A 24010-nucleotide genomic window follows, 5' to 3' on the forward strand; every position below is an offset into this window, starting at 1 on the left:
AGGGATGCGGATGTTCGAGGAAGAAAACGCGCAATGGGGGCTGGTACATGCCCTGGTGCTGGATGGTGAAGGCGGTGCGCGTTCGATTGCCCGGACTGAGCTCGACGACCTGCAACTGCAGGCCCATGAAAGCCTGTGGCTGCATTGGGATCGCAGCCATCCGCAGACCCAGACCTGGTTGCGTCGCTCCAGCGGCCTGAGCGAGTTCAGCTGTGACCTGCTGCTGGAGGAAAACACCCGCCCACGCCTGCTGGCGCTCCCGGACTCGGAGTTGCTGCTGTTTCTGCGGGGTATCAACCTGAACCCGGGGGCCGAGCCGGAAGACATGGTCTCGGTGCGGATCTTTGCCTCTGCCCAGCGGGTGATTTCCTTGCGCCTGCGTCAGTTGCGCGCCACCGATGAGCTGTTGGTGCAGCTTGCCGAGGGCCGAGGGCCGAAGACGTCTGCCGAACTCCTCCTTTATATGGCCGAGTACCTGACCCACAAGGTGCAGAATCTGGTCAGCGACCTCTCGGAAGTGGTCGATGGCGAGGAAGAAAAACTGGATGCCGACGAACGGTATACCCCCGAGCACGGCAGCATTTTGCAGATCCGTCGGCGGGCTGCCGGGCTCAAGCGCTTCCTGGCTCCGCAGCGGGATATCTTCGCCCAGTTGAGCCGGATAAAACTGCCCTGGTTCGCCGTGGATGATGGTGATTACTGGAACGAGCTGCACAACAGTCTGACCCGTTACCTGGAAGAGCTGGAATTGACCCGAGAGCGCGTGGGGCTTGTGCTGGAGGCCGAAGACCGGCGTTTGAGCGTGCGCATGAATCGCACCATGTACCGCTTCGGGATCATTACCGGGATCTTCCTGCCGATGAGTTTTCTCACCGGCCTTTTGGGGATCAACGTGGGCGGCATTCCGTTCTCGGCCAGCCCTTATGGTTTCATCATCGCCTGCCTTTTATTGGTGGCGGTGGCCGTGGGGCAATGGTGGTTGTTTCGTCGTTTGCGCTGGGTGTGATGATGCTTCATGTGACCCGAATAAATCTGATCGCGTCTTTTTCAGACATCACCAGAGGTGCGTATGCACGATCCGTTTGAACAGTCTTTGCGTGACATGCTCAAAGCCTCGCCATCGAGCCGCGATGACGATGCCTGCCTGGGCCGCGTACTGAAAACCGCCAACCGTCAGGTGGGGGCGGGGGATCTGTTCAGCCTTCTGGGCCGCTGGCTGCCGGCGCTGATGATCGCCTTGAATAACGGATCGGCTCATATTGCGCCGGTTTCTCGTCGTAAATCTTCTGCTCGCACTGCTGATAAGGCTGATTGAATATGGAACTGGATCTCTGGACGCAGAGCCTCGTCACGGCGATGACCGCCTTGTGGACCAAGGTGGCGAACTTCATTCCGAACCTGTTCGGCGCGTTGGTGGTGCTGTTGCTGGGCTTCGTGGTGGCCAAGCTGCTCGATACCCTGCTCTCGAAATTGCTGGCCAAGCTGGGCCTGGATCGCCTCATGGGCGGCACCGGCCTGACCAAGTTGCTGTCTCGTGCGGGTTTGCAGGTACCCATCTCGACCCTGATCGGCAAGATCGTCTATTGGTTCGTTTTGCTGATTTTTCTGGTTTCTGCTGCTGAATCCCTTGGCCTTGAGCGAGTTTCGGCTACGCTCGATATGCTTGCGCTGTATTTACCGAAGGTTTTCGGTGCTGCGCTGGTGTTGCTGGTGGGGGTTTTGCTGGCGCAACTGGCCAATGGCCTGGTGCGCGGCGCCGCAGAAGGCGTAGGCCTGGATTACGCCGGCGGCCTGGGGCGAATTGCCCAGGGGCTGGTGATCATCATCAGTATTTCCGTGGCGATCAGTCAGTTGGAGGTCAAAACCGACCTGCTCAACCATGTGATCGTCATTGTATTGATTACCGTTGGTCTGGCTGTTGCGTTGGCCATGGGGTTGGGAAGCCGGGAAATTGCCGGGCAGATTCTTGCGGGAATCTATGTGCGTGAGTTGTATCAGGTTGGGCAACAAGTACGTGTTGGTGAGGTCGAAGGCCAGATCGAAGAGATTGGCACGGTTAAAACTACATTGCTGACCGATGAGGGTGAGCTAGTCTCTCTCTCCAATCGGATCCTGCTGGAGCAGCATGTAAGTAGCCGCTAACCCGGCAAACCCTGCTAATGTATGCCGCCGCAAAATGCCCGTCATCGGGCTGCGGCGGACATTGACCTGACTGTCGGCACGACTCGTTTTGAATAAAACCCAATCGCTATCCACGCGCTATGACCCCCGTGAGCTCTCTGATGAGGAGTTGGTTGCGCGCTCACATACGGAGCTGTTTCACGTAACACGCGCCTATGAAGAGTTGATGCGGCGCTATCAGAGGACCCTATTTAATGTTTGTGCACGTTATCTGGGGAACGATCGGGATGCGGATGATGTCTGTCAGGAAGTGATGTTGAAGGTGCTGTATGGCCTTAAGAACTTTGAGGGTAAATCGAAGTTCAAGACATGGCTATATAGCATCACGTACAACGAATGCATCACGCAGTATCGCAAGGAGCGGCGCAAGCGTCGGTTGATGGACGCTTTAAGTCTTGACCCCCTCGAGGAGGCGTCTGAAGAGAAGGCGCCGAAACCTGAGGAAAAGGGTGGACTTGATCGCTGGTTGGTGCATGTGAACCCGATTGATCGGGAAATTCTGGTGCTACGATTTGTCGCAGAGCTGGAATTTCAAGAGATCGCGGACATCATGCATATGGGGTTGAGTGCTACAAAGATGCGTTACAAACGTGCTCTTGATAAATTGCGTGAGAAATTTGCAGGTATTGCTGAAACTTAGTTCGGCGCAAATATCTCTTACGTCTAGGTGAGTTCTGATAGACTTACCGCCGAGTTGTCCCCCGGTATGTGGGACTGCTTTACAATCACCAGATGGGGATTTAACGGATGAAACTGAAAAACACCTTGGGCATTGCCATTGGTTCTATTGTTGCCGTGACTTCGTTCGGCGTTCTGGCGCAAGGCCAAGGCGCGGTCGAGGGTGAACTGTTTTACAAAAAACAGTACAACGACAGCGTTAATCACGTTGAAGACGGCTTCAACCCAGGCGCATCGATCGGCTACTTCCTGACCGACGATCTGTCGTTGAACGCCACCTACGACAAGACCAACCACACCCGTTCCAACGACGGTACTGGTAACCAGAAAATCAAAGGCGACAACTTCGGCCTGAACGCTCAGTACCACTTTGGTACCGTGGGTGACGCTCTGCGTCCATACGTTTCCGGCGGTGTTGCTCACAAGAGCATGACCAACGTTGAGGCCGACGGCCACAGCGGTCGCGACCAGTCGACTTTCCTGACTGCAGGCGCTGGTGTTAAGTGGTACATCACCGACAACCTGTTCGCCCGTGCTGGCGTTGAAGCTGACTACAAGCTGGACAACGGCAAGTGGGACTACGCTCCTACCATCGGTCTGGGTGTGAACTTCGGTGGCAGCGGCGGCAAAGTCGCTCCAGCTCCAGTAGCACCAGCTCCAGCTCCAGAGCCAGCTCCAGAAGCTCCAGTTGCTGAAGTGGTTCGTGTTGAGCTGGACGTGAAGTTCGACTTCGACAAGTCGGTCGTCAAGCCTAACAGCTACGCTGACATCAAGAACCTCGCTGACTTCATGAAGCAGTACCCACAGACCACCACCGTTGTTGAAGGTCACACTGACTCCGTCGGTCCTGACGCTTACAACCAGAAGCTGTCTGAGCGTCGTGCAAACGCCGTTAAACAAGTTCTGGTTAACCAGTACGGCGTTGGCGCTAACCGCGTTCAATCCGTTGGTTACGGTGAGTCCCGCCCAGTTGCCGACAACGCAACTGAAGCTGGTCGCGCAGTTAACCGTCGCGTAGAAGCCTCGGTAGAAGCTCAAGCTAAGTAATTAGCCTTGTAGCTTGGAAAAGCCCGGCCTAGGCCGGGCTTTTCTTTGCCTGCGATTTGCCTTCCCGGTGCGGGTCATCGTAGGCCAGTAACCGGTCTATGGTGCGCCGCGAAGCCCAGGTCGATGGCGGACTTTTCCGGGGCATCGCTGCCGTTGACCCAGGCCGGCGGGGTGTTGGGAAGATCGGTCATGGCGTGGCACCTTGCATCAAAAAGCGTCGTACCCGCTGACCGGGTGAAGCCGGGACGGGTGACGACGCCATTGTCCTGGCACCTCAGCCGTCCTTGGCCGAGGTCTGCATGCACAAGAGAGTGCAAGGCATATGCCAGCCCGGTGGGGATTTTACTTCGCGCCTCGCCTGCAAGCCCCGGGGCCGGCTATAATCGGCGCCCTATTTCGCCGCCAACCGAGTTCATCCCGCCCATGTATACCCTGGCCCGCCAGCTGTTGTTCAAACTCTCCCCGGAAACCTCCCACGATCTGTCCCTGGACCTGATCGGCGCGGGCGGGCGTTTGGGCCTTAACGGGCTGTTGTGCAAGGCCCCGGCGCAGATGCCGGTCAAGGTCATGGGCCTGGAGTTTGCGAACCCGGTAGGGCTGGCTGCGGGCCTGGACAAGAACGGCGCAGCCATCGACGGCTTCGCCCAATTGGGGTTTGGTTTTGTCGAGATCGGCACCGTCACCCCACGCCCGCAACCGGGCAACCCCAAGCCGCGGATCTTCCGCCTGCCCCAGGCCGAGGCCATCATCAACCGCATGGGCTTCAACAACCTGGGGGTCGACAACCTGCTGGCACGGGTCGCGGCCTCGCAATACAAGGGCGTGCTGGGGATCAATATCGGCAAGAACTTCGACACCCCGGTGGAGAGGGCGGTGGATGATTACCTGATCTGCCTGGACAAGGTCTATGCCCACGCCAGCTATGTCACGGTCAACGTCAGCTCGCCCAATACCCCGGGCCTGCGCAGCCTGCAATTTGGCGAGTCGCTCAAGCAACTGCTGGCGGCCTTGAGCCAGCGCCAACAGGAACTGACTGCGATCCACGGCAAGCGTGTACCGCTGGCCATCAAGATCGCTCCGGACATGAGCGACGAGGAAACCGTGGAAGTGGCCCGCGCCCTGCTTGAAACCGGCATGGATGCAGTGATCGCCACCAACACCACTTTGAGCCGTGAAGGTGTCGAAGGCCTGGAGCACGGCGCCGAGGCCGGCGGCCTGTCCGGCGCACCGGTACGGGAAAAGAGCACCCACACGGTCAAGGTACTGGCTGCTGAACTGGCCGGCCGTTTGCCGATCATCGCCGTGGGCGGCATCACCGAAGGCAAGCACGCGGCTGAGAAGATCGCTGCGGGCGCCAGCCTGGTGCAGCTGTATTCGGGGTTCATCTACAAGGGGCCGGCGCTGATTCGCGAGTCGGTGGATGCCATCGCGGCCATGGGCTGAGAGGGAAGGACGGCACGCGGGCATAAAAAAGGGCTCCTCGAAGGAGCCCCTGGGCCGAAGCCCGCCGCCCGGATGGGGCGTGCGTGGTTAAGTCGTCATCTATTCAAGTTTTAGGTGTCGGAATGTGCCCTGATCAGCCGACAGCGCGAAGTTCGTTGAGTCTGTGGATGCCCGCAGTGCCTGTCATACCGTCCCAGTTGTCGCCGCGTCCTTCTCGCCAGCCGTTAATCCAGGCTTGGCGCACCGACGGTAGAGTAAATGGGCAAAGCTCACGGGACTTGCCATTAACGCCATACTGATATCCGCGTAAAAACGCTTTTTCCAACGGATCACGCTTTAGTCTTCTCATAGGGTGTTTCCCTCACTTGTTGACTGCTTTATGTCCCGTCGACCTTCGTTGAGGTCGGGCAGATTGCTTCTGCCGTTGGTGCTCGCTGCCGGCGTCGCGAGCTTTGATGTTGACACCGTTGCGGCGCCAACCTGTGTTGAGTTCTAACCAATAGGTCACAGCAAGTGAATGATCGTTTTGTCATAAGGACGTAACGATAATGCTGTCCAGGCCATAAGCCTGGGGCGGTTTTGTATCGTGCCTGTCACGCAAAGCCCCCTGTGATCAGCCTCTCACTAGATGATGAGGTTAATGCTTTAGTGAGAATGTCGAACGGTTGCACTCAACTACTATTCGACGAAGGGTCGACTTATGTCATTTTGTTGCCCTGACTTTTTATCTGTCCCGGCCTCTAAGCTCTTTTGCCCTGCAAGAAAGCCAGCCTGCCGGGGTGGGGCGGCGCAGTTTCGCGCCACACGAGCGCTCTTGAAGAAAAGCGCTTGATTGAAAACCGAACGGGCGATGCGTTGCCCGTTCACTTATTGCTAAAGGCCCTGGTATTCCCATGTCGGATCGTTACGAAATCTTCCTCACCTGTCCCAAAGGCCTTGAAGGCCTGCTGATCGAGGAAGCCGTCGGGCTTGGCCTTGAGCAAGCGCGTGAGCACACTTCTGCCGTGCGCGGCATGGCCGACATGGAGACAGCCTATCGCCTGTGCTTGTGGTCGCGCCTGGCCAACCGGGTGCTGCTGGTGCTCAAGCGCTTCCCGATGAAGGACGCCGAGGATCTCTACCACGGCGTGCTGGATGTCGACTGGCAGGACCACATGCTGGCCGACGGCACCCTGGCCGTGGAGTTCAGCGGCCATGGCTCGGGCATCGACAACACCCACTTCGGCGCCCTGAAGGTCAAGGACGCCATTGTCGACAAGCTGCGCACTCCGACCGGCGAGCGCCCTTCGGTGGACAAGCTCAACCCCGACCTGCGCATCCACCTGCGCCTGGACCGCGGCGAAGCCATCCTCTCCCTGGACCTCTCCGGTCACAGCCTGCACCAGCGCGGCTACCGCCTGCAGCAAGGCGCCGCGCCGCTCAAGGAAAACCTGGCGGCGGCGATCCTGATCCGTTCCGGCTGGCCGCGCATCGCTGCCGAAGGCGGCGCCCTGGCCGACCCGATGTGTGGCGTGGGTACCTTCCTGGTGGAGGCGGCGATGATCGCCGCCGACATCGCCCCCAATCTCAAGCGTGAACAATGGGGCTTCACTGCCTGGCTCGGCCACGTGCCGGCGCTGTGGCGCAAGTTGCACGACGAAGCGCTGGCCCGGGCCCAGGCCGGCCTCGCCAAGCCACCACTGTGGATCCGCGGCTACGAAGCCGATCCGCGTCTGATCCAGCCCGGCCGCAACAACGTAGAGCGCGCCGGCCTGAGCGAGTGGATCAAGATCTACCAGGGCGAAGTGGGCACCTTCGAGCCGCGCCCGGACCAGAACCAGAAAGGCCTGGTGATCTGCAACCCACCCTACGGCGAGCGCCTGGGTGATGAAGCCAGCCTGCTGTACCTCTATCAGAACCTCGGTGAGCGCCTGCGCCAGGCCTGCCTGAACTGGGAAGCGGCGGTGTTCACCGGCGCCCCGGACCTGGGCAAGCGCATGGGCATCCGCAGCCACAAACAGTACTCGTTCTGGAACGGCGCCTTGCCCTGCAAGCTGCTGCTGATCAAGGTCCTGCCGGATCAGTTCGTCACCGGCGAGCGCCGCACCGCCGAGCAGCGCCAGGTGGAACGCGAGCAGGCCCAGGCCGCCGCGGACGAAGCACCCGTGCGCCAGTACAACAAGAATGGCAACCCGATCAAGCCGGCCCCGGCTCCTGCTCCCGTGGTCGAGCAGGCGCGCCTGAGCGAGGGCGGGCAGATGTTCGCCAACCGCCTGCAAAAGAACCTCAAGCAACTGGGCAAGTGGGCCAAGCGCGAGGGCATCGAGTGCTACCGTGTCTACGATGCCGACATGCCGGAATACTCCCTGGCCATCGACCTCTACCAGGATTGGGTGCACGTGCAGGAGTACGCGGCGCCCAAATCGGTGGACCCGGAAAAGGCCCAGGCACGTCTGTTCGATGCCCTGGCGGCGATTCCCCAGGCGTTGAATGTCGACAAGAGCCGGGTGGTGATCAAGCGTCGCGAGCGCCAGAGCGGCACCAAGCAGTACGAGCGCCAGAGTGCCCAGGGCCAGTTCACCGAAGTTCGTGAAGGCGGGATCAAGCTACTGGTGAACCTTACCGACTACCTGGATACCGGGCTGTTTCTCGATCACCGGCCGATGCGCATGCGTATTCAGCAAGAGGCGGCGGGCAAGCGTTTCCTCAACCTGTTCTGCTACACCGCCACCGCCAGTGTGCACGCGGCCAAGGGCGGCGCGCGCAGCACCACCAGCGTCGACCTGTCGAAAACCTATCTGGACTGGGCACGCCGCAATTTCTCGCTCAACGGTTTCTCCGACAAGAACCGCCTGGAGCAGGGCGATGTGATGGCCTGGCTGGACAGCTGCCGTGACGAGTTCGACTTGATCTTCATCGACCCGCCGACCTTCTCCAACTCCAAGCGCATGGAAGGGGTGTTCGACGTGCAGCGTGACCAGGTGCAGTTGCTGGACCTGGCCATGGCACGCCTGGCGCCGGGGGGCGTGTTGTATTTCTCCAACAACTTCCGCAAGTTCCAGCTGGATGAAAACCTCGCCGCGCGCTACCAGATCGAGGAGATCACGGCGAAAACCATCGACCCGGATTTCGCCCGCAACGGCAAAATCCACCGTGCCTGGAAAGTCACCGCGCGCTGATGGCCGGATATGTCCCCGAGGCCTGTTTTTTCAGGTTTCGGGGGCTGTTTAGCGCTGGTCAAATTAGTGGCTAATAGCTATAACTCACACTTGGTCCGGATGATGCCCAAACTCGCTGGCGTGATGAGTTCTGCTTATGCCTCTGCATGTTGTACGCCCGAAAATCCTGGGTTTCATAAGTGAAGAGGTATCTGCCTGGCTGGTGGCGGTGCTGGTCCTGGTTGCGGGCGGCATCCTCACCGGGCTCTTGGCCTGGTCCACCTACAGCCTGAACAAGCAGCAGGTGCGCCAGCGCTTCCAGTTGCTGGCCGGCGAACGCTACAGCCGCATCGAAGAACGCTTTCAAGACCAGGAGCAACGCCTGGACGGCTTGCGGCGCTTCTTTGTCAATTCCGACCTGGTGACCCGCCAGGATTTCGATGGCTACGCCAAACCCTTGTTGCGCCGCACCCAGGCCTATGCCTGGGCGCCTCTGGTGAGCCGCGCCCAGCGCCCGGGGTTCGAGCAGTCGATTCGCGATCAGGGGCTGCCGGGGTTTTCCATTTTGCAGTTGAATGCCACGGGCCAGATGGAGCCGGCCGGCGAGCACGATGACTACGCGCCGGTGCTGTACAGCCAGACCCAGAGCCCCCTGGGGTCGCCCCTGGGTTACGACCTCCTGGCTCAACCCCTGCGCCGAGCCACCCTGGAACGTGCTCGGGAACTCAATGGCCTGGCGGTCTCTCCGCCTTTGCAACTGGTGGCCGTGGACCAGGCCTATGCGCGAGGGGTGCTGTTGGCGGCGCCGGTCAGGCGCGCGCAGGATGCTTCCGCCCCCCAGGACCGGCCCTACGGCTATGTTCTGGCGATCATCAGCCTGCGGCAACTGGTGGCGGACGGCCTGCCGGTTCCTGCCAGCGATAACCTGTCGGTGCGGATTCTCGACCTGTCCACCGAGGGCCAGCACGAGGTGCTCTACGAGTCGAACAACCCGCCCATCAGCAGCAGCCTGACCGCCAGCCGCCTGCTGCGCCTGGCGGACCGGGACTATCAGGTGGACATCCGCCCCAGCGCGGCCTTCCTGCACGCCAACCATTCAGCCCTGGGTAGCCTGGTGATTCTTGGCGGCATGCTCAGCCTGCTGCTCAGCGCCTTGCTCTACGTCCTGGTCAGCCAGCGTCAGCGGGCTCTGGCCCTGGTGGAGCAGCGCACCGAGGAGCTGCGTAGCAGCGAGCAGGCGTTGCGCGGCACCCACAGCCAGTTGCGCTGCGTGCTCAATGCCGCCACTCAGGTAGCGATCATTGCCACCGACCTGCGCGGAGTGATCAGCACTTTCAATGCCGGGGCCGAGCAGATGCTCGGCTACAGCAGCAGTGAGGCGGTGGGGCACCTGACCCTGGAAAGTCTGCACCTGCCCGAAGAGCTGGAAAGCTGGGCCCAGAGCCTCACCCAGCGTTACGGCAAAGCCATCCCGGTGTCCCAGGCGATGCTGGTGGAAGAGGGCATGGCCGGCGGGCATGAGGCCCGGGAATGGACCCTGGTGCGGCGTGACGGCAGCCATCTGCAAGTCAACATGCTGGCCACCCCGGTGCTCGACGACCAGGGGTTGTGGATCGGCCATCTGGCCATCTGCATCGATATCACCGAACGCAAGCGCGTGCATGAAGCCCTGGCCGCCCGTGACCGCTTGCTGCAGCGGCTCAGCGCCCACGTGCCCGGCGGGATCTATCAGTTCAAGCTGGACGCCGACGGGCATACCAGTTTTCCCTATGCCAGCGATGGCCTGCGCGAGATCTACGAGATCGAGCCGCAACTGCTGCAGCAGGATGCCGAGGCGGCATTCGAGCGCATCCATCCTGAGGATGTGGAGCGGGTGCGTGAGTCGATCCGGGTTTCGGCGCAGCAGCTCAGTCCCTGGCGCGAGGAGTACCGGGTCTGCCTGCCGCAGCGGGGGGTGCGCTGGATGCGCGGCGCAGCGAGCCCGGAAAGCCTGCGGGGCGGCGGTGTGCTCTGGCACGGCTATATATCGGATATCTCCGATCTCAAACGGGTCGAGGAGGAACTGCGGGCATTGTCGGTCACCGACTCCCTGACCGGTATCCACAACCGGCGCTACTTCCAGGAGCGGCTTCAGGCCGAGATGCACCGCCTGGAGCGAGGTGGTGGCGTCATGGCGGTGATCATGCTGGACATCGACCATTTCAAGCGGATCAACGATCAGTACGGTCACGGTGTGGGGGATCAGGTGCTGCGCGGGTTGTGCGAGCGCATCGGCCGGCGCCTGCGGCGCATCGACGTCTTCTGCCGTCTGGGGGGAGAGGAGTTCATGGTCCTGTGCCCGGACACCAGCGGCCAGCAAGCGCTGATTCTGGCGCAGGAGCTGTGGCACGGTGTGCGCAGTTCGCCGATCGGGCCGGTGAAGAGTGTCACCGCCAGTTTCGGTATCGCCAGTTGGCGTGCGGGGGAGGGTGCAGATGAGCTGCTGCTGCGGGCCGACTCTGCGGTCTATGCCGCCAAGCAGGCGGGGCGGGACCGGGTCCTGATGGAACAGCCGTGAACACTGGCGGCGCGCAAGGCTTGCCGCCGCCAGCGTCGCCGCTTACAGCACCGAAGCGCTGGTCGCCAGTTTCGGCTGGCGGTACAGGTCCAGCAGGACCTGGTCGAGTACCGAAGAGGCGCCAAATGGCCGTGGGTCGTTGAGGATTGCCACCACCGCCCAGGTATTGCCGTTGTCGTCGCGGCTGTAGCCGGCGATGGCGCGTACGGTGTTCAGGGTGCCGGTCTTGATGTGCGCCTCACCGGACATGGCGGTGCGCTTGAGGCGCTTGCGCATGGTGCCATCCATGCCGGCGATCGGCATCGAGCTGATGAACTCGGCGGCGTAGGGGCTTTTCCACGCCGCTTGCAGCAGGCCGGCCATTTCCCGGGCACTGACCCGCTCGGCACGCGACAGGCCGGAACCGTTCTCCATCACCAGGTGCGGCGAGGTGATGCCTTTCTTCGCCAGCCATTGGCGCACCACACGCTGGGCCGCCTTGGCGTCGTCGCCATCGGCTTCGTTGCGGTACTTGGCCCCCAGGCTCAGGAACAACTGCTGGGCCATGGTGTTGTTACTGTATTTGTTGATGTCGCGGATGATTTCCGCGAGGTCCGGGGAGAAGGCGCGGGCCAGGACCTTGGCATCCTTGGGTACCACGGCCAGGCGATCCTGGCCCTGGATGCTGCCGCCCAGCTCGCTCCAGATTGCCCGCACCGCGCCGGCGGTGTAGGTGGCGTGGTCCAGCAGCGACAGGTAAGTCTGGGAACTGCAACCATCACCCAACTGCCCGCCGACGGTCACGATCACGCTGCCATCGGCCTGGGTGACGGGGTTGTAGCGCACGTCTCCAGTGCACTGCTTGGTGTTGACCGCCTTGACCTGGTTGTCGATGCGGATCTTGGCGATCGGCGGCTCCACCGAAACCAGGACCCGTCCTGAGTCATTGCGGGCAACGAAGCGCAGGGCCTTGAGGTTGACCATCAGGGCGTCCGGCTTGACCAGGAACGGCTTGTTCTCGTCGTTGCCATCGTCATTGAATTCCGGCAGTTGCGGCTGCACGAAGAAGTTGCGGTCCAGCACCAGATCGCCAGTGACTTGCTGTACGCCATTGGCCCGCAGGTCACGCATCAGCAGCCAAAGCTTCTCCATGTTCAGCTTGGGGTCGCCGCCGCCCTTGAGGTACAGGTTGCCATTGAGGATGCCGCCGCTGAGGGTGCCGTCGGTGTAGAACTCGGTTTTCCACTGGTGGGTCGGGCCGAGCATTTCCAGGGCCGCGTAGGTGGTCACCAGTTTCATGGTGGAGGCCGGGTTCACCGATACATCGGCGTTGAAGATGGTCGGGGTGCCGGGGCCGTTCAGGGGAATCATCACCAGGGACAGGGCGTTATCCGGAAGTTTGCTGGCTTTGAGGGCTTGCTGGACCTTGGGGGTCAGGGTGGTGTTGACCGGGGCCGCGGAAACGGGAAAGGCCAGGGGGAGAAAAACACTGGCCAGCAACAGTGGACGCAACGATTTGATCATATGAAATGGAACCCTGCAGTCGAGGGGAAAAAAGGCGAGGGCATGCAGATAAAATCCCTCAGTGGTCATGAAAGTGTCGGCATTATGCCCCAAGGTATAGCGGCTTGTGCCGTGCCACGGGCCGCTGGGGCGGTATTTTTTTTACCAATGGCAGGGTTGCATCCTCATAGAGTCAGGCAATCGCCTGCCTAAACTGGTAAAGTGCCGCCCGTTATTACTTATGAGGATTGTTCCATGGCCACTAACCGTTCCCGCCGTCTGCGCAAAAAACTCTGCGTAGATGAATTTCAGGAGCTGGGTTTTGAGCTGAACCTGGATTTCAAAGAAGGTCTGGCTGACGAAGCTATCGACGCTTTCCTCGACGCATTCCTCAAAGAAGCGATGGAAGCCAACGGCCTGGGCTATGTAGGCGGCGACGACTTCGGTCTGGTTTGCCTGAGCAAGCGCGGTTCCGTCAGCGAAGAGCAACGTGCCACCGTTGAAGCCTGGCTCAAGGCGCGCACCGAGCTGACCACCGTTGAAGTCAGCCCGCTGCTGGACGTGTGGTACCCGGACAACGCGATCAACCCAGTCGCGTGATGTCATGCATGAGCGACCCGTCCGGGTCGCTCATGCGTTGTTGCCCGAGGGCAACCTGTCGATTTTCCCCTTTGTATCCTTGCCTCTGCCACGGGCCAGCCCCGGGCGTTGTCGTGGGCGCCGTTCGCCGGCAAGCCGGCGCGTGAGCGAGCGCCGGTCGGTGTAGAAGCCGGCTTGCCAGCGAAGCCCTTCAGGCGCTGCGCCAGTTCAGGATCATCAGGGTCACCACCCCGGCAACAATTCCCCAGAACGCCGAGCCGATGGAGAACAGCGTCAGCCCCGACGCCGTGACCATGAAGGTGATCAGCGCCGCTTCCCGTTCCTTCACTTCGCTCATGGCGATGCTCAGACCGTTGATAATCGAACCGAACAGTGCCAGGGCCGCGATGGACAGCACCAGCTCCTTGGGCAGGGCGGCGAACAGCGCCGCCAGGGTGGCGCCGAAGACCCCGGCGATGCCGTAGAAAATCCCGCACCACACCGCCGCGGTGTAGCGCTTGCTGTGATCCTCATGGGCATGGGGGCCGGTGCAGATGGCGGCACTGATGGCCGCCAGGTTGATGCCATGGGAGCCGAAGGGCGCCAGCAGCAGCGAGGCCAACCCGGTGGCGGTGATCAGCGGCGAAGCCGGGACGTTGTAGCCGTCGGCCCGCAGCACGGCGATCCCCGGCATGTTCTGCGAGGTCATGGCCACCACGAACAGCGGAATGCCGATGCTGATGGTGGCGGCCAGGGAGAAGTGCGGCGTGGTCCATACCGGGGTCGCCACTTCCAGGTGAAAGCCGCTGAAGTCCAGCAGGCCCATGGCCCCGGACAAGGCCGTACCGATCAGCAGCGCAGCCAGTACCGCATAGCGCGGCGACAGGCGCTTGACCACCAGGTAGGTGAGAAACATGCCCAGCACCAGGCCGGTGCGGTGCTGGGCGGCGACGAAGATTTCACTGCCGATCTTGAACAGAATCCCCGCCAGCAGGGCCGCCGCCAGGGACGCCGGGATCTTTTTCATCAGCCGCTCGAAGCTGCCTGTCAGGCCGCACAGGGTCACCAGCACGGCGCAGGTGATATAGGCGCCGATGGCTTCGCCGTAGGTCACTCCGGACAGGCTGGTGATCAGCAGAGCGGCGCCGGGGGTCGACCAGGCGATGGTGATGGGGGTGCGATAGCGCAGGGAGAGGCCGATGCTGCACACCGCCATGCCGATGGAAATGGCCCAGATCCACGAGGAAATCTGACCGCTGGTCAGCCCGGCGGCCTGCCCGGCCTGGAACATCAGCACCAGGGAACTGGTGTAGCCGGTCATCATGGCGATGAAGCCGGCCACTATGGCAGACGGCGAAGTGTCGGCCAGAGGGCGTAGCTGCGCGGGAGTGGCATCGGACATTACTGCTGTTCCTTGTTCTTGAAAGACGCAAAAAACCACATCCGGCGCGCATTGATCGAGGCGGGCTCGAGCAATGGGCCAGTAATGGGGTTCCAGGTCCAAGCCTAAACTTAAAAGTAACTTTGCATTGCAATACAGCCGTGACTACAAATAGCCGTACAGTCGTTGAACAAGTCGCGGGCCCGACAACACTTTTTGCTAGTGATGGCCATGGGTTGTGTACAATGTGCCCCTGTTTTAACGCGATACTTGCCAGCGACCCACCGTGGCGTATTAAAGTCACGCTGAAATCGCCGCAGTCCTCCCGACCCGAGTGCCCATGAACGAACAGTTGCAACCTCTCAAGAAACAACCGCGAGCAGGCAAAGCCGGTCGCAGCGGAACCCAGGACGATATTGTCTACGCGCACATCTTTGAGGCCATCCTCGAGCAGCGCCTGGCGCCGGGCACCAAATTGAGCGAAGAGGCGCTGGGGGAGATTTTCGGAGTCAGTCGGACCATCATCCGTCGCGCGCTGTCGCGCCTGGCCCATGAAGGCGTGGTCCTGCTGCGGCCCAACCGTGGCGCGGTCGTCGCCAGCCCGAGCGTCGAGGAAGCCCGCCAGGTATTTCTCGCCCGGCGCCTGGTGGAGCGGGCCATTACCGAACTGGCCGTGCAGCATGCCACTGCCGAGCAGCTGCTGGAGTTGCGGCAGATGGTCAACGAGGAACGCGACAGCTTTTCCCGTGGCGATCGTGGTGCCGGTATCCGCCTTTCCGGGGAGTTTCACCTGAAGCTGGCGGAAGCGGCGAAGAATGCCCCGCTGATCAGCTTCCAGCGCAGCCTGGTGTCCCAGACCTCGCTGATCATTGCCCAGTACGAAAGCGGTAACCGTTCGCACTGCTCCTACGATGAGCACACCCAACTGATCGATGCCATCGAAGCCCGGGACGGCGAGCTGGCGGTGAACCTGATGATGCACCACATGGACCACATCGACAGCAAGCTCAACCTCGACGAGGAAAGTGCCTCGGACGACCTGCATGCGGTGTTCTCGCACTTGCTGCAGACCAAGAAACCGGGGCGGCCAAGCGCCAAGCTCTAAGCTGCAAGCCTTGCGTTTCAAGCAATCCCTCGCTTCGTGTGCTGCACGGAGCGAGGGATTCTTGTTTCTGCGGCCCCTTGCCGGGCCTTGGCTTGGGCATTTTGTTGCGGTTTTTGTTTCAGATTGTATACAGTGCCTGCTTCGAGGCGCATGGCCCGGCAGCAGTCGGCCAAGGCTCGCCTCTCGCCCTGCGAAAGGAGCCCGCGGCATGAGCGGCAGAACGCTACGTATTCATTCCTCCGCGATCCACTATTTCGACATGGTCCGGCGCTGCCGCTCGATCCGCGAGGCTGCCCGGCGCTTGAATGTCGCGTCCTCGGCAGTGAACCGGCAGATTCTCAAGATCGAGGACGAGATCGGCGCGCCGCTGTTCGAGCGCTTGCCCGGCGGCCTGCGCCTGACCATGGCCGGGGAGATTCTCAGCCGTCACGCCAACTTGGTGTTGCAGGACCTGGAGCGGGTGCGCCTGGAGTTCGACGCCTTGCGCGGCCTGAAAAGCGGCCACGTCGAGATCGCCACCGCCGAAGGTGCCACGGTGGATCTGCTGCCCTCGGTGCTCAAGCGCATGCGTGATCACTACCCGCAAGTGACCATCGGTGTGACCGTGCAGGGTTCGCAATCCATTCCCCAGGCCCTGATCAACAGCCGCGCCGACCTGGGCCTGGCCTTTGCTGTGCCACGGGCCGCGGAAATCCGCCAGTTGAGTGTCGGGCATTTCCGCCTCGGGGCGCTGGTCGGCCCGGACCACCCGCTGGCCGAGCGCGGCAGCGTCAATTTCGCCACCTGTGCCGAGCACGGGCTGATCCTGGCCAAGAGCGAGCTGTCGATCCATCACCTGCTGGCGCCGCTGCACAAGCGTCTGGGCCTGCTGGACAAACCGCCGCTGCAGAGCAACTCCATGGAGCTGGCGCGGCAGATGGCCCGGCACAACATGGGGGTGGCGTTCCAGACCCGGGTCGGGGTCGAGGTGGATCTGCAAAAGGGTGAGCTGTTGCATATTCCCCTGAGCGACCAGGGCGGCATCTACAGCGACCTGGGGCTCTACGCCCGCAGCGGGCGCGACCTGCCCAGCGCGGTGGAGGCGCTGGCGCATTTGCTCAGTGAGGAGATCGCTCTTCGCGAACGGGCCGAGCGCGCCTTCGGCCAGCCGGTGCTCTGAGTCCGGCCTCCTGGGCCTGTGTTGCCATTTCGGCAGCGCCCTGGTCGATATTCTGTGCTTTGGGCGCTGTAGCGCTTGTGTCGATACTGCGTGCGGTCGGCAGCCAGCGAAGCTGCCTAAAGCCACACCGCCACAGGACATAATAAAAATGAAAAAGGCACTACAAGGCGCAACCCTGCTGATGAGCATGATCGGAGCAGGGGAAGCGGCCGCCCTCGAGTGGATGAACAACAGCGTCGGCTTTCGATACGGCAAGGAGTTCACCAACCCGAACAACCCGCACTACATCAGCAAGCGCATCTACAGCTTCACCCACGCCAGCGGTTACCAGTACGGCAGCAACTACCTGCACCTGGATGTGCTGCTCTCCGACAACGACGACCCGCGTAAGGGCACCAACAAGGGCAGCAGCGAGGTCTACGGGGTCTATCGCCACCAGCTCTATTCCTCCCGGGTATTGGACACGCCGCTGGGCACCGGCCTGATCAAGGACTACGCTCTGACCATGGGTTTTGACGCCAGCCGCAACAACAACCTGGGGTCGGCGAAAAAGCGTGCCCTGGTCTTCGGCCCGACCCTGAAGTTCAACACCGTCGGGGTGCTGGACCTGAGCCTGCTGTACTACAAGGAAAACAACCATTCCGGGATCCCCGGGGCCAAGGACCCGGATCACACCTTCGACGACACCTACCTGCTCAACCTGGCCTGGATGCGACCTTTCGAAGTCGGCACCCACGCTGCCAAGTTCCAGGGTTTCGTCAACTACACCGGGGAGAAGGGCCACGACTACAACTACCGCGACACTGCCCCCGAAACCCTGATGCGTACCTCGTTGATGGTGGCAGTGCTGCCGGGCAAGAACGTCAAGCCCAACCTGTATCTGGGGGTCGGCTACGAGTACTGGCACAACAAGTTCGGGGTGGACGGCGGCCGTGGCAGCCGCACCTCGACACCGACCCTGAACATGGAAGTGACCTTCTAGGCTCGCCCGCAGTCCGGGCCTGGATGCAGGCAAAAAAATCCCCCGTACGCGTCTGGCGAACGGGGGATTTTCATTTTCCGGGGTTAGCGCTGGTGGACCTGCTGGCCGGCGGCAAAGGTCTGCAGCACGGTGCGATCGTCGCCCAGGGTCATCAGCACGAACAGGGTTTCGGCAATGCTGTTGGCTTGCTTGAGGCGGTAGCTGAGCAGCGGAGTGGCGTGGTAGTCGAGGACCAGGAAGTCGGCGTCGGTGCCCGGATGCAGGGTGCCGATCTTGTGTTCCAGGCGCAGGGCCCGGGCGCCGCCGAGGGTGGCCAGATACAGCGACTTGAACGGGCTCAGGCGCGCGCCTTGCAGTTGCATGACCTTGTAGGCCTCGTTGAGGGTCTGCAGCAGCGAGAAGCTGGTGCCGCCACCGACGTCGGTGCCCAGGCCGACATTGAGCTTGTGCTTTTCCGCCATCGGCAGGTTGAACAGGCCGCTGCCGAGGAAGAAGTTCGAGGTGGGGCAGAAGGCCACGGCCGAACCGGTTTCAGCCAGGCGTGCGCATTCGTCGTCGCACAGGTGCACGCCGTGGGCGAACACCGAACGCTCGCCGAGCAACTGGTAGTGGTCGTACACGTCCAGGTAACCCTTGCGCTCCGGGAACAGCTCCTTGACCCATTGGATTTCCTGCAGGTTCTCACTGATGTGGGTCTGCATGTAGAGGTCGGGGTATTCGGTCAGCAACTGGCCGGCCAGGGTCAGTTGCTCCGGGGTACTGGTGGGGGCGAAGCGCGGGGTGACTGCGTAGTGCAGGCGGCCTTTGCCGTGCCAGCGCTCGATCAGCGCCTTGCTTTCCTGGTAGCCGGATTCGGCGGTGTCGGTCAGGTAGTCCGGGGCGTTGCGGTCCATCATCACCTTGCCGGCGATCATCCGCAGGTCGAGCTTCTCGGCGGCGGCGAAGAAGGCATTGACCGACTGCGGATGCACGCTGCCGAACACTAGGGCGGTGGTGGTGCCGTTGCGCAGCAGTTCTTTGATGAAGATGTCCGCCACTTCATTGGCGTGATTCGGGTCGGCGAACTGGCTTTCGCAGGGGAAGGTGTAGGTGTTGAGCCAGTCCAGCAACTGCTCGCCATAGGCGCCCACCATGCCGGTCTGCGGCAGGTGGATATGGGTGTCGATGAAGCCTGGTGTGATCAGGGCATCGGGATAGTGCTCGACCTGCACCCCGGCGGGCAGCCCGGGCAGCAGCTCGCTGGCGTGGCCGAGGGCACTGATCCGGCCGTTTTCTACTACCAGCAGGCCGTCTTCGAAGTACTCATAGGAGGCTTCGATGCCGACTTCGGCCGGGTCGGCGATGCTGTGCAGGATGGCGGCACGGTAGGCTTTGCGAGTCAAAGGCATGGGGGATTCTCAGTGTGTGGCGTGTCAGTTTGCAGCCTGGCTGCGGCGTGATACCGGCAGCAGTTTGGCAATGGGTTCGGCACTGGCGCTGGGCTGGCCGAAATGGGCGTTATAGGTGGCGATGATCTCGCCGGCAATGGAGATGGCGATTTCCACAGGCAACTTGCCTTTGACTTCGCCGAGCCCCATCGGGCAGCGCATGCGCTGCAAGGTTTCGGCGTCGAAACCGCGGTCACGCAGGCGGTGTTCGAACTTGACCCGTTTGGTCTTCGAGCCGATCAGGCCGAAATAGGTGAAATCGTTGCGCTTGAGTAGGGCCGCGGTCAACTCCAGGTCCAGCTGGTGATTATGGGTCATGACGATGCAATAGCTGCCGGCGGGCAGGTTGTCGATTTCGTCCACCGGTTCTTCGCTGACGATCTTGCGTACTCCAGGGGGGATCTGCTCGGGAAACTCCTGCTCCCGGGAATCGATCCAGCGTACCCGGCAGGGCAGGCTGGCAAGCAGTGGCACCAGCGCGCGGCCGACATGCCCGGCACCGAACACGGCGATCTGCGCCTGCACCTGGCCCATGGGTTCGAACAGCAGCACCGTGGCACCGCCGCAGCACTGACCGAGGCTGGCGCCGAGGCTGAAGCGCTGCAGATGGGTCGCCTGCTTGCCGGCAGCGAGCATGTCCCGGGCGATCTGCATGGCCTTGTATTCCAGGTGCCCGCCGCCAATGGTGTCGAAGGCCTGGGTGGCGCTGACCACCATTTTCGAGCCGGCATTGCGCGGCGTCGAGCCGAGCTCCTCGATGATGGTCACCAGCACGCAGGGTTCACCCTGGGTCTGCAGGTCGGCGAGGGCGCTGATCCAGTTGTACATGTTCACCTCGACATCTTGGTTGTCTGTGTGGGCCTCTTCCTCGGCAAGCCGGCTCCTGCAGGAGCCGGCTTGCCGACGCGGGCCGTTACAGCGGCGCCAGCTCGGCTTGCGGGTCCGCGGCCCTGGTCACCTGCAAGCGACGCATCTGCTCGCAGCCCCACAACACTCGCTCCGGTGTCGCCGGCGCATCGATCTGCGGCTGGTGGCGGTAGTCGCCGAGGCTCGCCACCGCATCCTTGATCGCGCACCAGGCGGCGATACCCAGCATGAACGGCGGTTCGCCCACGGCCTTGGAATGGAACACCGTGTCTTCCGGGTTCTTGCGGTTTTCCACCAGCTTGACTCGCAGGTCCAGGGGCATGTCGGCCACTGCCGGGATCTTGTAGCTGGCCGGGCCGCAGGTCATCAGCTTGCCCTTGGTGTTCCACACCAGTTCCTCGGTGGTCAGCCAGCCCATGCCCTGGATGTAGCCGCCCTCGACCTGGCCGATGTCGATGGCCGGGTTCAGCGAGGCGCCGACGTCATGCAGGATGTCGGTGCGCAGCATCTTGTACTCGCCGGTCAGGGTGTCGACTATCACCTCGGCGCAGGCCGCGCCGAAGGCGAAGTAGTAGAACGGCCGGCCCCGGGCCTGGGCACGGTCGTAGTAGATTTTCGGGGTCTTGTAGAAGCCGGTGCTGGAGAGCGACACCTGGGCAAAATAGGCCTGCTGGATCAGTTCCTCGAAGGTCAGGATATGCTCGCGGACCCGCACGTGGCCGTTGTGGAATTCCACATCTTCTTCGCTGACCTGATACTTGCGCGCGGCAAATTCCACCAGGCGGTTCTTGATGGTCTGCGCCGCGTTCTGCGCGGCCTTGCCGTTCAGGTCGGCACCACTGGAAGCGGCGGTGGGCGAGGTATTGGGCACCTTGTCGGTATTGGTGGCGGTGATCTGCACCCGGTCGATGTTCACCTGGAATACCTCGGCCACCACTTGCGCCACCTTGATGTTCAGGCCCTGGCCCATTTCGGTGCCGCCGTGGTTCAGGTGGATGCTGCCGTCGGTGTAGACATGGATCAGCGCGCCGGCCTGGTTGAGGAAGCTGGCGGTGAAGGAAATACCGAATTTCACCGGGGTCAGTGCCAGGCCCTTTTTCAGGATCGGGCTGTTGGCGTTGTACAGGCGGATGGCTTCGCGGCGCTCGGCGTACTGGCTGCTGGCTTCCAGTTCGGCGGTCATTTCCTCGAGCATGTTGTGCTCGACGGTCTGGTAGTAGTGGGTGACGTTGCGCTCGGTCTTGCCGTAGTAGTTGGCCTTGCGTACCGCCAGAGGGTCCAGGTGCAGATGGCGGGCGATGGCGTCCATCACCTCCTCGATGGCGACCATGCCCTGCGGGCCACCGAAGCCGCGATAGGCAGTGTTCGACGCAGTGTTGGTCTTGCAGCGGTGGCCGTTGATGGTGGCATCGCCCAAGTAGTACGAGTTGTCGGAGTGGAACATGGCACGGTCGACGATGGATGCCGAGAGGTCCGGTGAACAGCCGCAGTTGCCCGCCAGTTCCAGCTGGATGCCGTGCAGGCGCCCGCTGCTGTCGAAGCCCACGTCGTATTCGACGTAGAAAGGGTGGCGCTTGCCGGTCATCAGCATGTCTTCGACCCGTGGCAGGCGCATCTTGGTCGGCTGGCCGGTCAGGCGTGCCACCACCGCGCACAGGCAGGCGGGGCTGGCGGCCTGGGTTTCCTTGCCGCCGAAGCCGCCGCCCATGCGCCGCATGTCCACCACTATCTTGTTCATCGAGACGTCCAGCACTTCCGCCACCAGCTTCTGCACTTCGGTGGGGTTCTGGGTCGAGCAGTAGACGATCATGCCGCCGTCTTCGGTGGGCATCACCGAGGAGATCTGGGTTTCCAGGTAGAAGTGTTCCTGGCCGCCGATGTGCAGCGTGCCCTGGATGCGGTGCTCGGCACTGGCCAGGGCGCTGGCCGAGTCGCCGCGCTGGTGGGTGTGGCTGTCCAGCACGAAGTGGCGCTTGCGCAGGGCCTCGACCACGTCGAGCACCGGCTCCAGGTCTTCGTATTCGATGATCGCGGCCATGGCCGCCTTGCGCGCGGTTTCCAGGTCCCTGGCGGCCACCGCCAGCACCGGCTGGCCGACGAACTCCACGGTGTCGATGGCCAGCAGCGGGTCGCCGGGCAGCAGCGGGCCGATATCCTTGAGGCCGGGAATGTCCTCGTGGGTAATGGCGATGCGCACGCCTTCGAAGGCGTAGCAGGGGGCGGTGTCGATGCTGATGACCTTGGCGTGTGCCCGGTCCGACAGTCGCGCGTAGACGTGCAACTGGTTGGGGAATTCCAGGCGGTCGTCGATGTACACCGCTTCGCCGGACACATGTTTGTCGGCGCTGTCGTGCTTGACGCTGCGGCCGACGCCGCTGGTCAGGTCCTGGTGAAACAGGGCCGTGAGTTCGGCCTGGGTCTTCTCGACCTTGTGATGATTAGACATAAGCGGTCACCCGGGTCTCGATGTGCGGTGCATGCAGTTCGATGAAGTATTTGCGCAGCAGGTTCTGCGCGCTCAGCAGGCGGTATTCCTTGCTGGCGCGAAAATCCGAGAGCGGGGTGAAGTCTTCTGCCAGGGCGGCGCAGGCCCGCTCGATGCTCGATTGATTCCAGGGCGCGCCGATCAGTGCGGCTTCGCAGCTCTTGGCGCGCTTGGGGATCGCCGCCATGCCGCCGAAGGCGATGCGCGCATCGCTGACCACGCCGTTGTCGATGCGCAGGTTGAAAGCCGCGCAGACCGCGGAAATGTCGTCGTCCAGGCGCTTGGAGACCTTGTAGGCGCGGAACAGCCGTTCGGCGCTGGCCCGGGGCACGATGATCTTCTCGATGAACTCGCTTTCCTGGCGGGCGGTGACCCGGTAATCGATGAAATAGTCTTCCAGGGCCAGGGTGCGGCGCACTTCGCCCTTGCACAGGACGATCTGCGCGCCCAGGGCAATCAGCAGCGGCGGCGAGTCGCCGATGGGCGAGGCGTTGCCGATGTTGCCGCCCAGGGTGCCCTGGTTGCGGATCTGCAGCGAGGCGAAGCGCTGCAGCAGTTCGCCGAAGTCCGGGTACTCGGCGCGCAGGGCGTCGTAGCAGTCGGTGAGGGCGGTGGCGGCGCCGATTTCCAGGCGATCGTCGAAGTGCTCGATGCGCTTCATCTGGGCAATGTTGCCGACGTAGATCATCACCGGCAGGGTGCGGTGGAACTGGGTCACCTCCAGGGCCAGGTCGGTGCCGCCGGCCAGCAGCCGGGCTTGCGGGTAGGCGTCATAAAGGTCGGCCAGATCAGCCACCGTCAGCGGCACCAGGCAGCGCTTGTCGCCACTGTTGAGCTCACCGGTGTCCTTGGGCGCAATGGCCTTGAGGCGGCTGATGGTCTCGGCCTGGCGCGCATCGAACTGATCGCTCTGCCCACCACAGCAGGCCTGCTCGGCGGCGGCGAGGATCGGCCGGTAGCCAGTGCAGCGGCAGAGGTTGCCGGCGAGGGCTTCATGGGCCTTGTGGGCGTCGGGCTGGCTGCTGTTTTTCTGCAGGGCGAACAGCGACATGACGAAGCCCGGGGTGCAGAAGCCGCACTGCGAGCCGTGGCAGTCGACCATGGCCTGCTGCACGCTGTGCAGTTGCCCCTGGTGCTTGAGGCCTTCGACGCTGATCAGGTGCTTGCCGTGCAGGGAGGAAACGAAGGTCAGGCACGAATTGAGGCTGCGATAGCGAATGCTTTCGCCGCCTTGCGCATCCGTCTGCAACTCGCCCACCACCACGGTGCAGGCGCCGCAGTCGCCGCTGGCGCAGCCTTCCTTGGTGCCGGGCTTGCCCAGGTGCTCGCGCAGATAGTTGAGCACGGTCAGGTTGGGGTCCAGGGCATGCTCGCTACGGAGTTCCTGGTTGAGTAAAAACTGGATCACGGAAGGCCTCGCAGACTCATTATTGTTGTTAACCGACGTCAGCCGAATTTAGTCATGTCTGACTTTTCGGTCAATGATTTTCTGACTTCAAG

At 62.2% G+C, this 24010-nt stretch carries 19 protein-coding genes; 12 read left to right on the plus strand and 7 right to left on the minus strand.

Translation table 11 applies throughout. From position 1 onward, the window contains the following. Nucleotides 1–10 precede the first annotated feature (10 nt). The 6 genes from BM382_RS24655 (at nt 11) to BM382_RS24680 (ending at nt 5349) form a co-directional block, all read left to right on the plus strand. Nucleotides 11–1006, plus strand: a complete 996-nt coding sequence (locus BM382_RS24655) for a zinc transporter ZntB (protein WP_015634750.1) — start codon at nt 11–13, stop codon at nt 1004–1006. A 63-nt stretch (nt 1007–1069) separates the two neighbouring features. After that, nucleotides 1070–1315: a hypothetical protein gene (locus BM382_RS24660; RefSeq protein ID WP_011060193.1), complete on the plus strand. Its 246-nt coding sequence runs from the start codon at nt 1070–1072 to the stop codon at nt 1313–1315. Between the two features lie 2 nt (nt 1316–1317). Then, on the plus strand, nt 1318–2142 hold the full coding sequence (locus tag BM382_RS24665; RefSeq protein WP_011060194.1) for a mechanosensitive ion channel family protein: 825 nt from the start codon (nt 1318–1320) through the stop codon (nt 2140–2142). A gap of 88 nt (nt 2143–2230) precedes the next feature. Further along, nucleotides 2231–2821: an RNA polymerase sigma factor SigX gene (sigX, locus tag BM382_RS24670; protein WP_011060195.1), complete on the plus strand. Its 591-nt coding sequence runs from the start codon at nt 2231–2233 to the stop codon at nt 2819–2821. Nucleotides 2822–2928: 107 nt separating this feature from the next. Beyond that, the gene (locus BM382_RS24675; RefSeq protein WP_011060196.1) at nt 2929–3906 is read left to right on the plus strand and encodes an OmpA family protein; all 978 of its coding nucleotides are present in this window, start codon (nt 2929–2931) and stop codon (nt 3904–3906) included. A 423-nt stretch (nt 3907–4329) separates the two neighbouring features. Further along, on the plus strand, nt 4330–5349 hold the full coding sequence (locus BM382_RS24680; protein ID WP_011060197.1) for a quinone-dependent dihydroorotate dehydrogenase: 1020 nt from the start codon (nt 4330–4332) through the stop codon (nt 5347–5349). Nucleotides 5350–5482: 133 nt separating this feature from the next. Here the strand turns inward: BM382_RS24680 and BM382_RS24685 are convergent, their stop codons facing one another. Further along, complete coding sequence (locus BM382_RS24685) at nt 5483–5698, minus strand: ribosome modulation factor (protein ID WP_015634760.1); 216 nt, start codon at nt 5696–5698, stop codon at nt 5483–5485. 544 nt (nt 5699–6242) lie between these two features. Between BM382_RS24685 and rlmKL the strand changes: the two genes are divergently transcribed. Continuing rightward, nucleotides 6243–8507: a bifunctional 23S rRNA (guanine(2069)-N(7))-methyltransferase RlmK/23S rRNA (guanine(2445)-N(2))-methyltransferase RlmL gene (gene rlmKL, locus BM382_RS24695; RefSeq protein WP_053150032.1), complete on the plus strand. Its 2265-nt coding sequence runs from the start codon at nt 6243–6245 to the stop codon at nt 8505–8507. A 136-nt stretch (nt 8508–8643) separates the two neighbouring features. Further along, on the plus strand, nt 8644–11043 hold the full coding sequence (locus BM382_RS24700; protein WP_072444163.1) for a sensor domain-containing diguanylate cyclase: 2400 nt from the start codon (nt 8644–8646) through the stop codon (nt 11041–11043). A 42-nt stretch (nt 11044–11085) separates the two neighbouring features. Here BM382_RS24700 and dacB read toward each other — a convergent pair whose 3' ends face one another. Further along, nucleotides 11086–12546, minus strand: coding sequence for a D-alanyl-D-alanine carboxypeptidase/D-alanyl-D-alanine endopeptidase (dacB, locus tag BM382_RS24705; protein ID WP_015634763.1), 1461 nt, complete (start codon nt 12544–12546; stop codon nt 11086–11088). Nucleotides 12547–12780: 234 nt separating this feature from the next. Here dacB and BM382_RS24710 point away from each other — a divergent pair, with 234 nt between their 5' ends. Then, on the plus strand, nt 12781–13125 hold the full coding sequence (locus BM382_RS24710) for a YggL family protein (RefSeq protein ID WP_011060201.1): 345 nt from the start codon (nt 12781–12783) through the stop codon (nt 13123–13125). Between the two features lie 190 nt (nt 13126–13315). Here the strand turns inward: BM382_RS24710 and BM382_RS24715 are convergent, their stop codons facing one another. Further along, nucleotides 13316–14506 (minus strand): benzoate/H(+) symporter BenE family transporter, encoded by a 1191-nt coding sequence (locus tag BM382_RS24715; protein WP_015634764.1) that lies wholly within the window; start codon nt 14504–14506, stop codon nt 13316–13318. Nucleotides 14507–14825: 319 nt separating this feature from the next. Between BM382_RS24715 and BM382_RS24720 the strand changes: the two genes are divergently transcribed. From BM382_RS24720 to BM382_RS24730, 3 genes are all read left to right on the plus strand, one after another. Further along, on the plus strand, nt 14826–15590 hold the full coding sequence (locus BM382_RS24720; RefSeq protein WP_011060203.1) for a GntR family transcriptional regulator: 765 nt from the start codon (nt 14826–14828) through the stop codon (nt 15588–15590). Between the two features lie 208 nt (nt 15591–15798). Beyond that, a complete protein-coding gene (locus BM382_RS24725; RefSeq protein ID WP_011060204.1) occupies nt 15799–16749 on the plus strand; it encodes a LysR family transcriptional regulator in 951 nt (316 codons plus the stop codon). Nucleotides 16750–16897: 148 nt separating this feature from the next. Then, entirely contained in the window at nt 16898–17731 is an 834-nt protein-coding gene (locus BM382_RS24730; RefSeq protein WP_015634766.1) for a hypothetical protein, read from the plus strand. Nucleotides 17732–17814: 83 nt separating this feature from the next. Here BM382_RS24730 and guaD read toward each other — a convergent pair whose 3' ends face one another. From guaD to xdhA, 4 genes are all read right to left on the minus strand, one after another. Beyond that, nucleotides 17815–19119, minus strand: a complete 1305-nt coding sequence (gene guaD, locus BM382_RS24735) for a guanine deaminase (RefSeq protein ID WP_019093279.1) — start codon at nt 19117–19119, stop codon at nt 17815–17817. 24 nt (nt 19120–19143) lie between these two features. Next, complete coding sequence (gene xdhC / locus BM382_RS24740) at nt 19144–19986, minus strand: xanthine dehydrogenase accessory protein XdhC (RefSeq protein ID WP_011060207.1); 843 nt, start codon at nt 19984–19986, stop codon at nt 19144–19146. Nucleotides 19987–20071: 85 nt separating this feature from the next. Continuing rightward, nucleotides 20072–22471, minus strand: coding sequence for a xanthine dehydrogenase molybdopterin binding subunit (xdhB, locus tag BM382_RS24745; RefSeq protein WP_011060208.1), 2400 nt, complete (start codon nt 22469–22471; stop codon nt 20072–20074). Next, on the minus strand, nt 22464–23918 hold the full coding sequence (gene xdhA, locus BM382_RS24750) for a xanthine dehydrogenase small subunit (protein ID WP_019095887.1): 1455 nt from the start codon (nt 23916–23918) through the stop codon (nt 22464–22466). The genes xdhB and xdhA overlap by 8 nt, the downstream gene beginning before the upstream one ends. Nucleotides 23919–24010: the final 92 nt, after the last annotated feature.

Source organism: Pseudomonas sp. NFPP25 (genome assembly GCF_900116505.1).
In the GTDB taxonomy this organism is placed as follows: Bacteria; Pseudomonadota; Gammaproteobacteria; order Pseudomonadales; family Pseudomonadaceae; genus Aquipseudomonas; species Aquipseudomonas protegens.

Excerpts from the sequence above, each read along its gene's own strand:
- BM382_RS24655 (WP_015634750.1), top strand. The coding sequence starts at position 11 with ATGTTCGAGGAAGAAAACGCGCAATGGGGGCTGGTACATGCCCTGGTG.
- BM382_RS24660 (WP_011060193.1), top strand. The coding sequence starts at position 1,070 with ATGCACGATCCGTTTGAACAGTCTTTGCGTGACATGCTCAAAGCCTCG.
- BM382_RS24665 (WP_011060194.1), top strand. The coding sequence starts at position 1,318 with ATGGAACTGGATCTCTGGACGCAGAGCCTCGTCACGGCGATGACCGCC.
- BM382_RS24675 (WP_011060196.1), top strand. The coding sequence starts at position 2,929 with ATGAAACTGAAAAACACCTTGGGCATTGCCATTGGTTCTATTGTTGCC.
- BM382_RS24680 (WP_011060197.1), top strand. The coding sequence starts at position 4,330 with ATGTATACCCTGGCCCGCCAGCTGTTGTTCAAACTCTCCCCGGAAACC.
- BM382_RS24685 (WP_015634760.1), bottom strand. The coding sequence starts at position 5,698 with ATGAGAAGACTAAAGCGTGATCCGTTGGAAAAAGCGTTTTTACGCGGA.
- rlmKL (WP_053150032.1), top strand. The coding sequence starts at position 6,243 with ATGTCGGATCGTTACGAAATCTTCCTCACCTGTCCCAAAGGCCTTGAA.
- BM382_RS24700 (WP_072444163.1), top strand. The coding sequence starts at position 8,644 with ATGCCTCTGCATGTTGTACGCCCGAAAATCCTGGGTTTCATAAGTGAA.
- dacB (WP_015634763.1), bottom strand. The coding sequence starts at position 12,546 with ATGATCAAATCGTTGCGTCCACTGTTGCTGGCCAGTGTTTTTCTCCCC.
- BM382_RS24710 (WP_011060201.1), top strand. The coding sequence starts at position 12,781 with ATGGCCACTAACCGTTCCCGCCGTCTGCGCAAAAAACTCTGCGTAGAT.
- BM382_RS24715 (WP_015634764.1), bottom strand. The coding sequence starts at position 14,506 with ATGTCCGATGCCACTCCCGCGCAGCTACGCCCTCTGGCCGACACTTCG.
- BM382_RS24720 (WP_011060203.1), top strand. The coding sequence starts at position 14,826 with ATGAACGAACAGTTGCAACCTCTCAAGAAACAACCGCGAGCAGGCAAA.
- BM382_RS24725 (WP_011060204.1), top strand. The coding sequence starts at position 15,799 with ATGAGCGGCAGAACGCTACGTATTCATTCCTCCGCGATCCACTATTTC.
- BM382_RS24730 (WP_015634766.1), top strand. The coding sequence starts at position 16,898 with ATGAAAAAGGCACTACAAGGCGCAACCCTGCTGATGAGCATGATCGGA.
- guaD (WP_019093279.1), bottom strand. The coding sequence starts at position 19,119 with ATGCCTTTGACTCGCAAAGCCTACCGTGCCGCCATCCTGCACAGCATC.
- xdhC (WP_011060207.1), bottom strand. The coding sequence starts at position 19,986 with ATGTACAACTGGATCAGCGCCCTCGCCGACCTGCAGACCCAGGGTGAA.
- xdhB (WP_011060208.1), bottom strand. The coding sequence starts at position 22,471 with ATGTCTAATCATCACAAGGTCGAGAAGACCCAGGCCGAACTCACGGCC.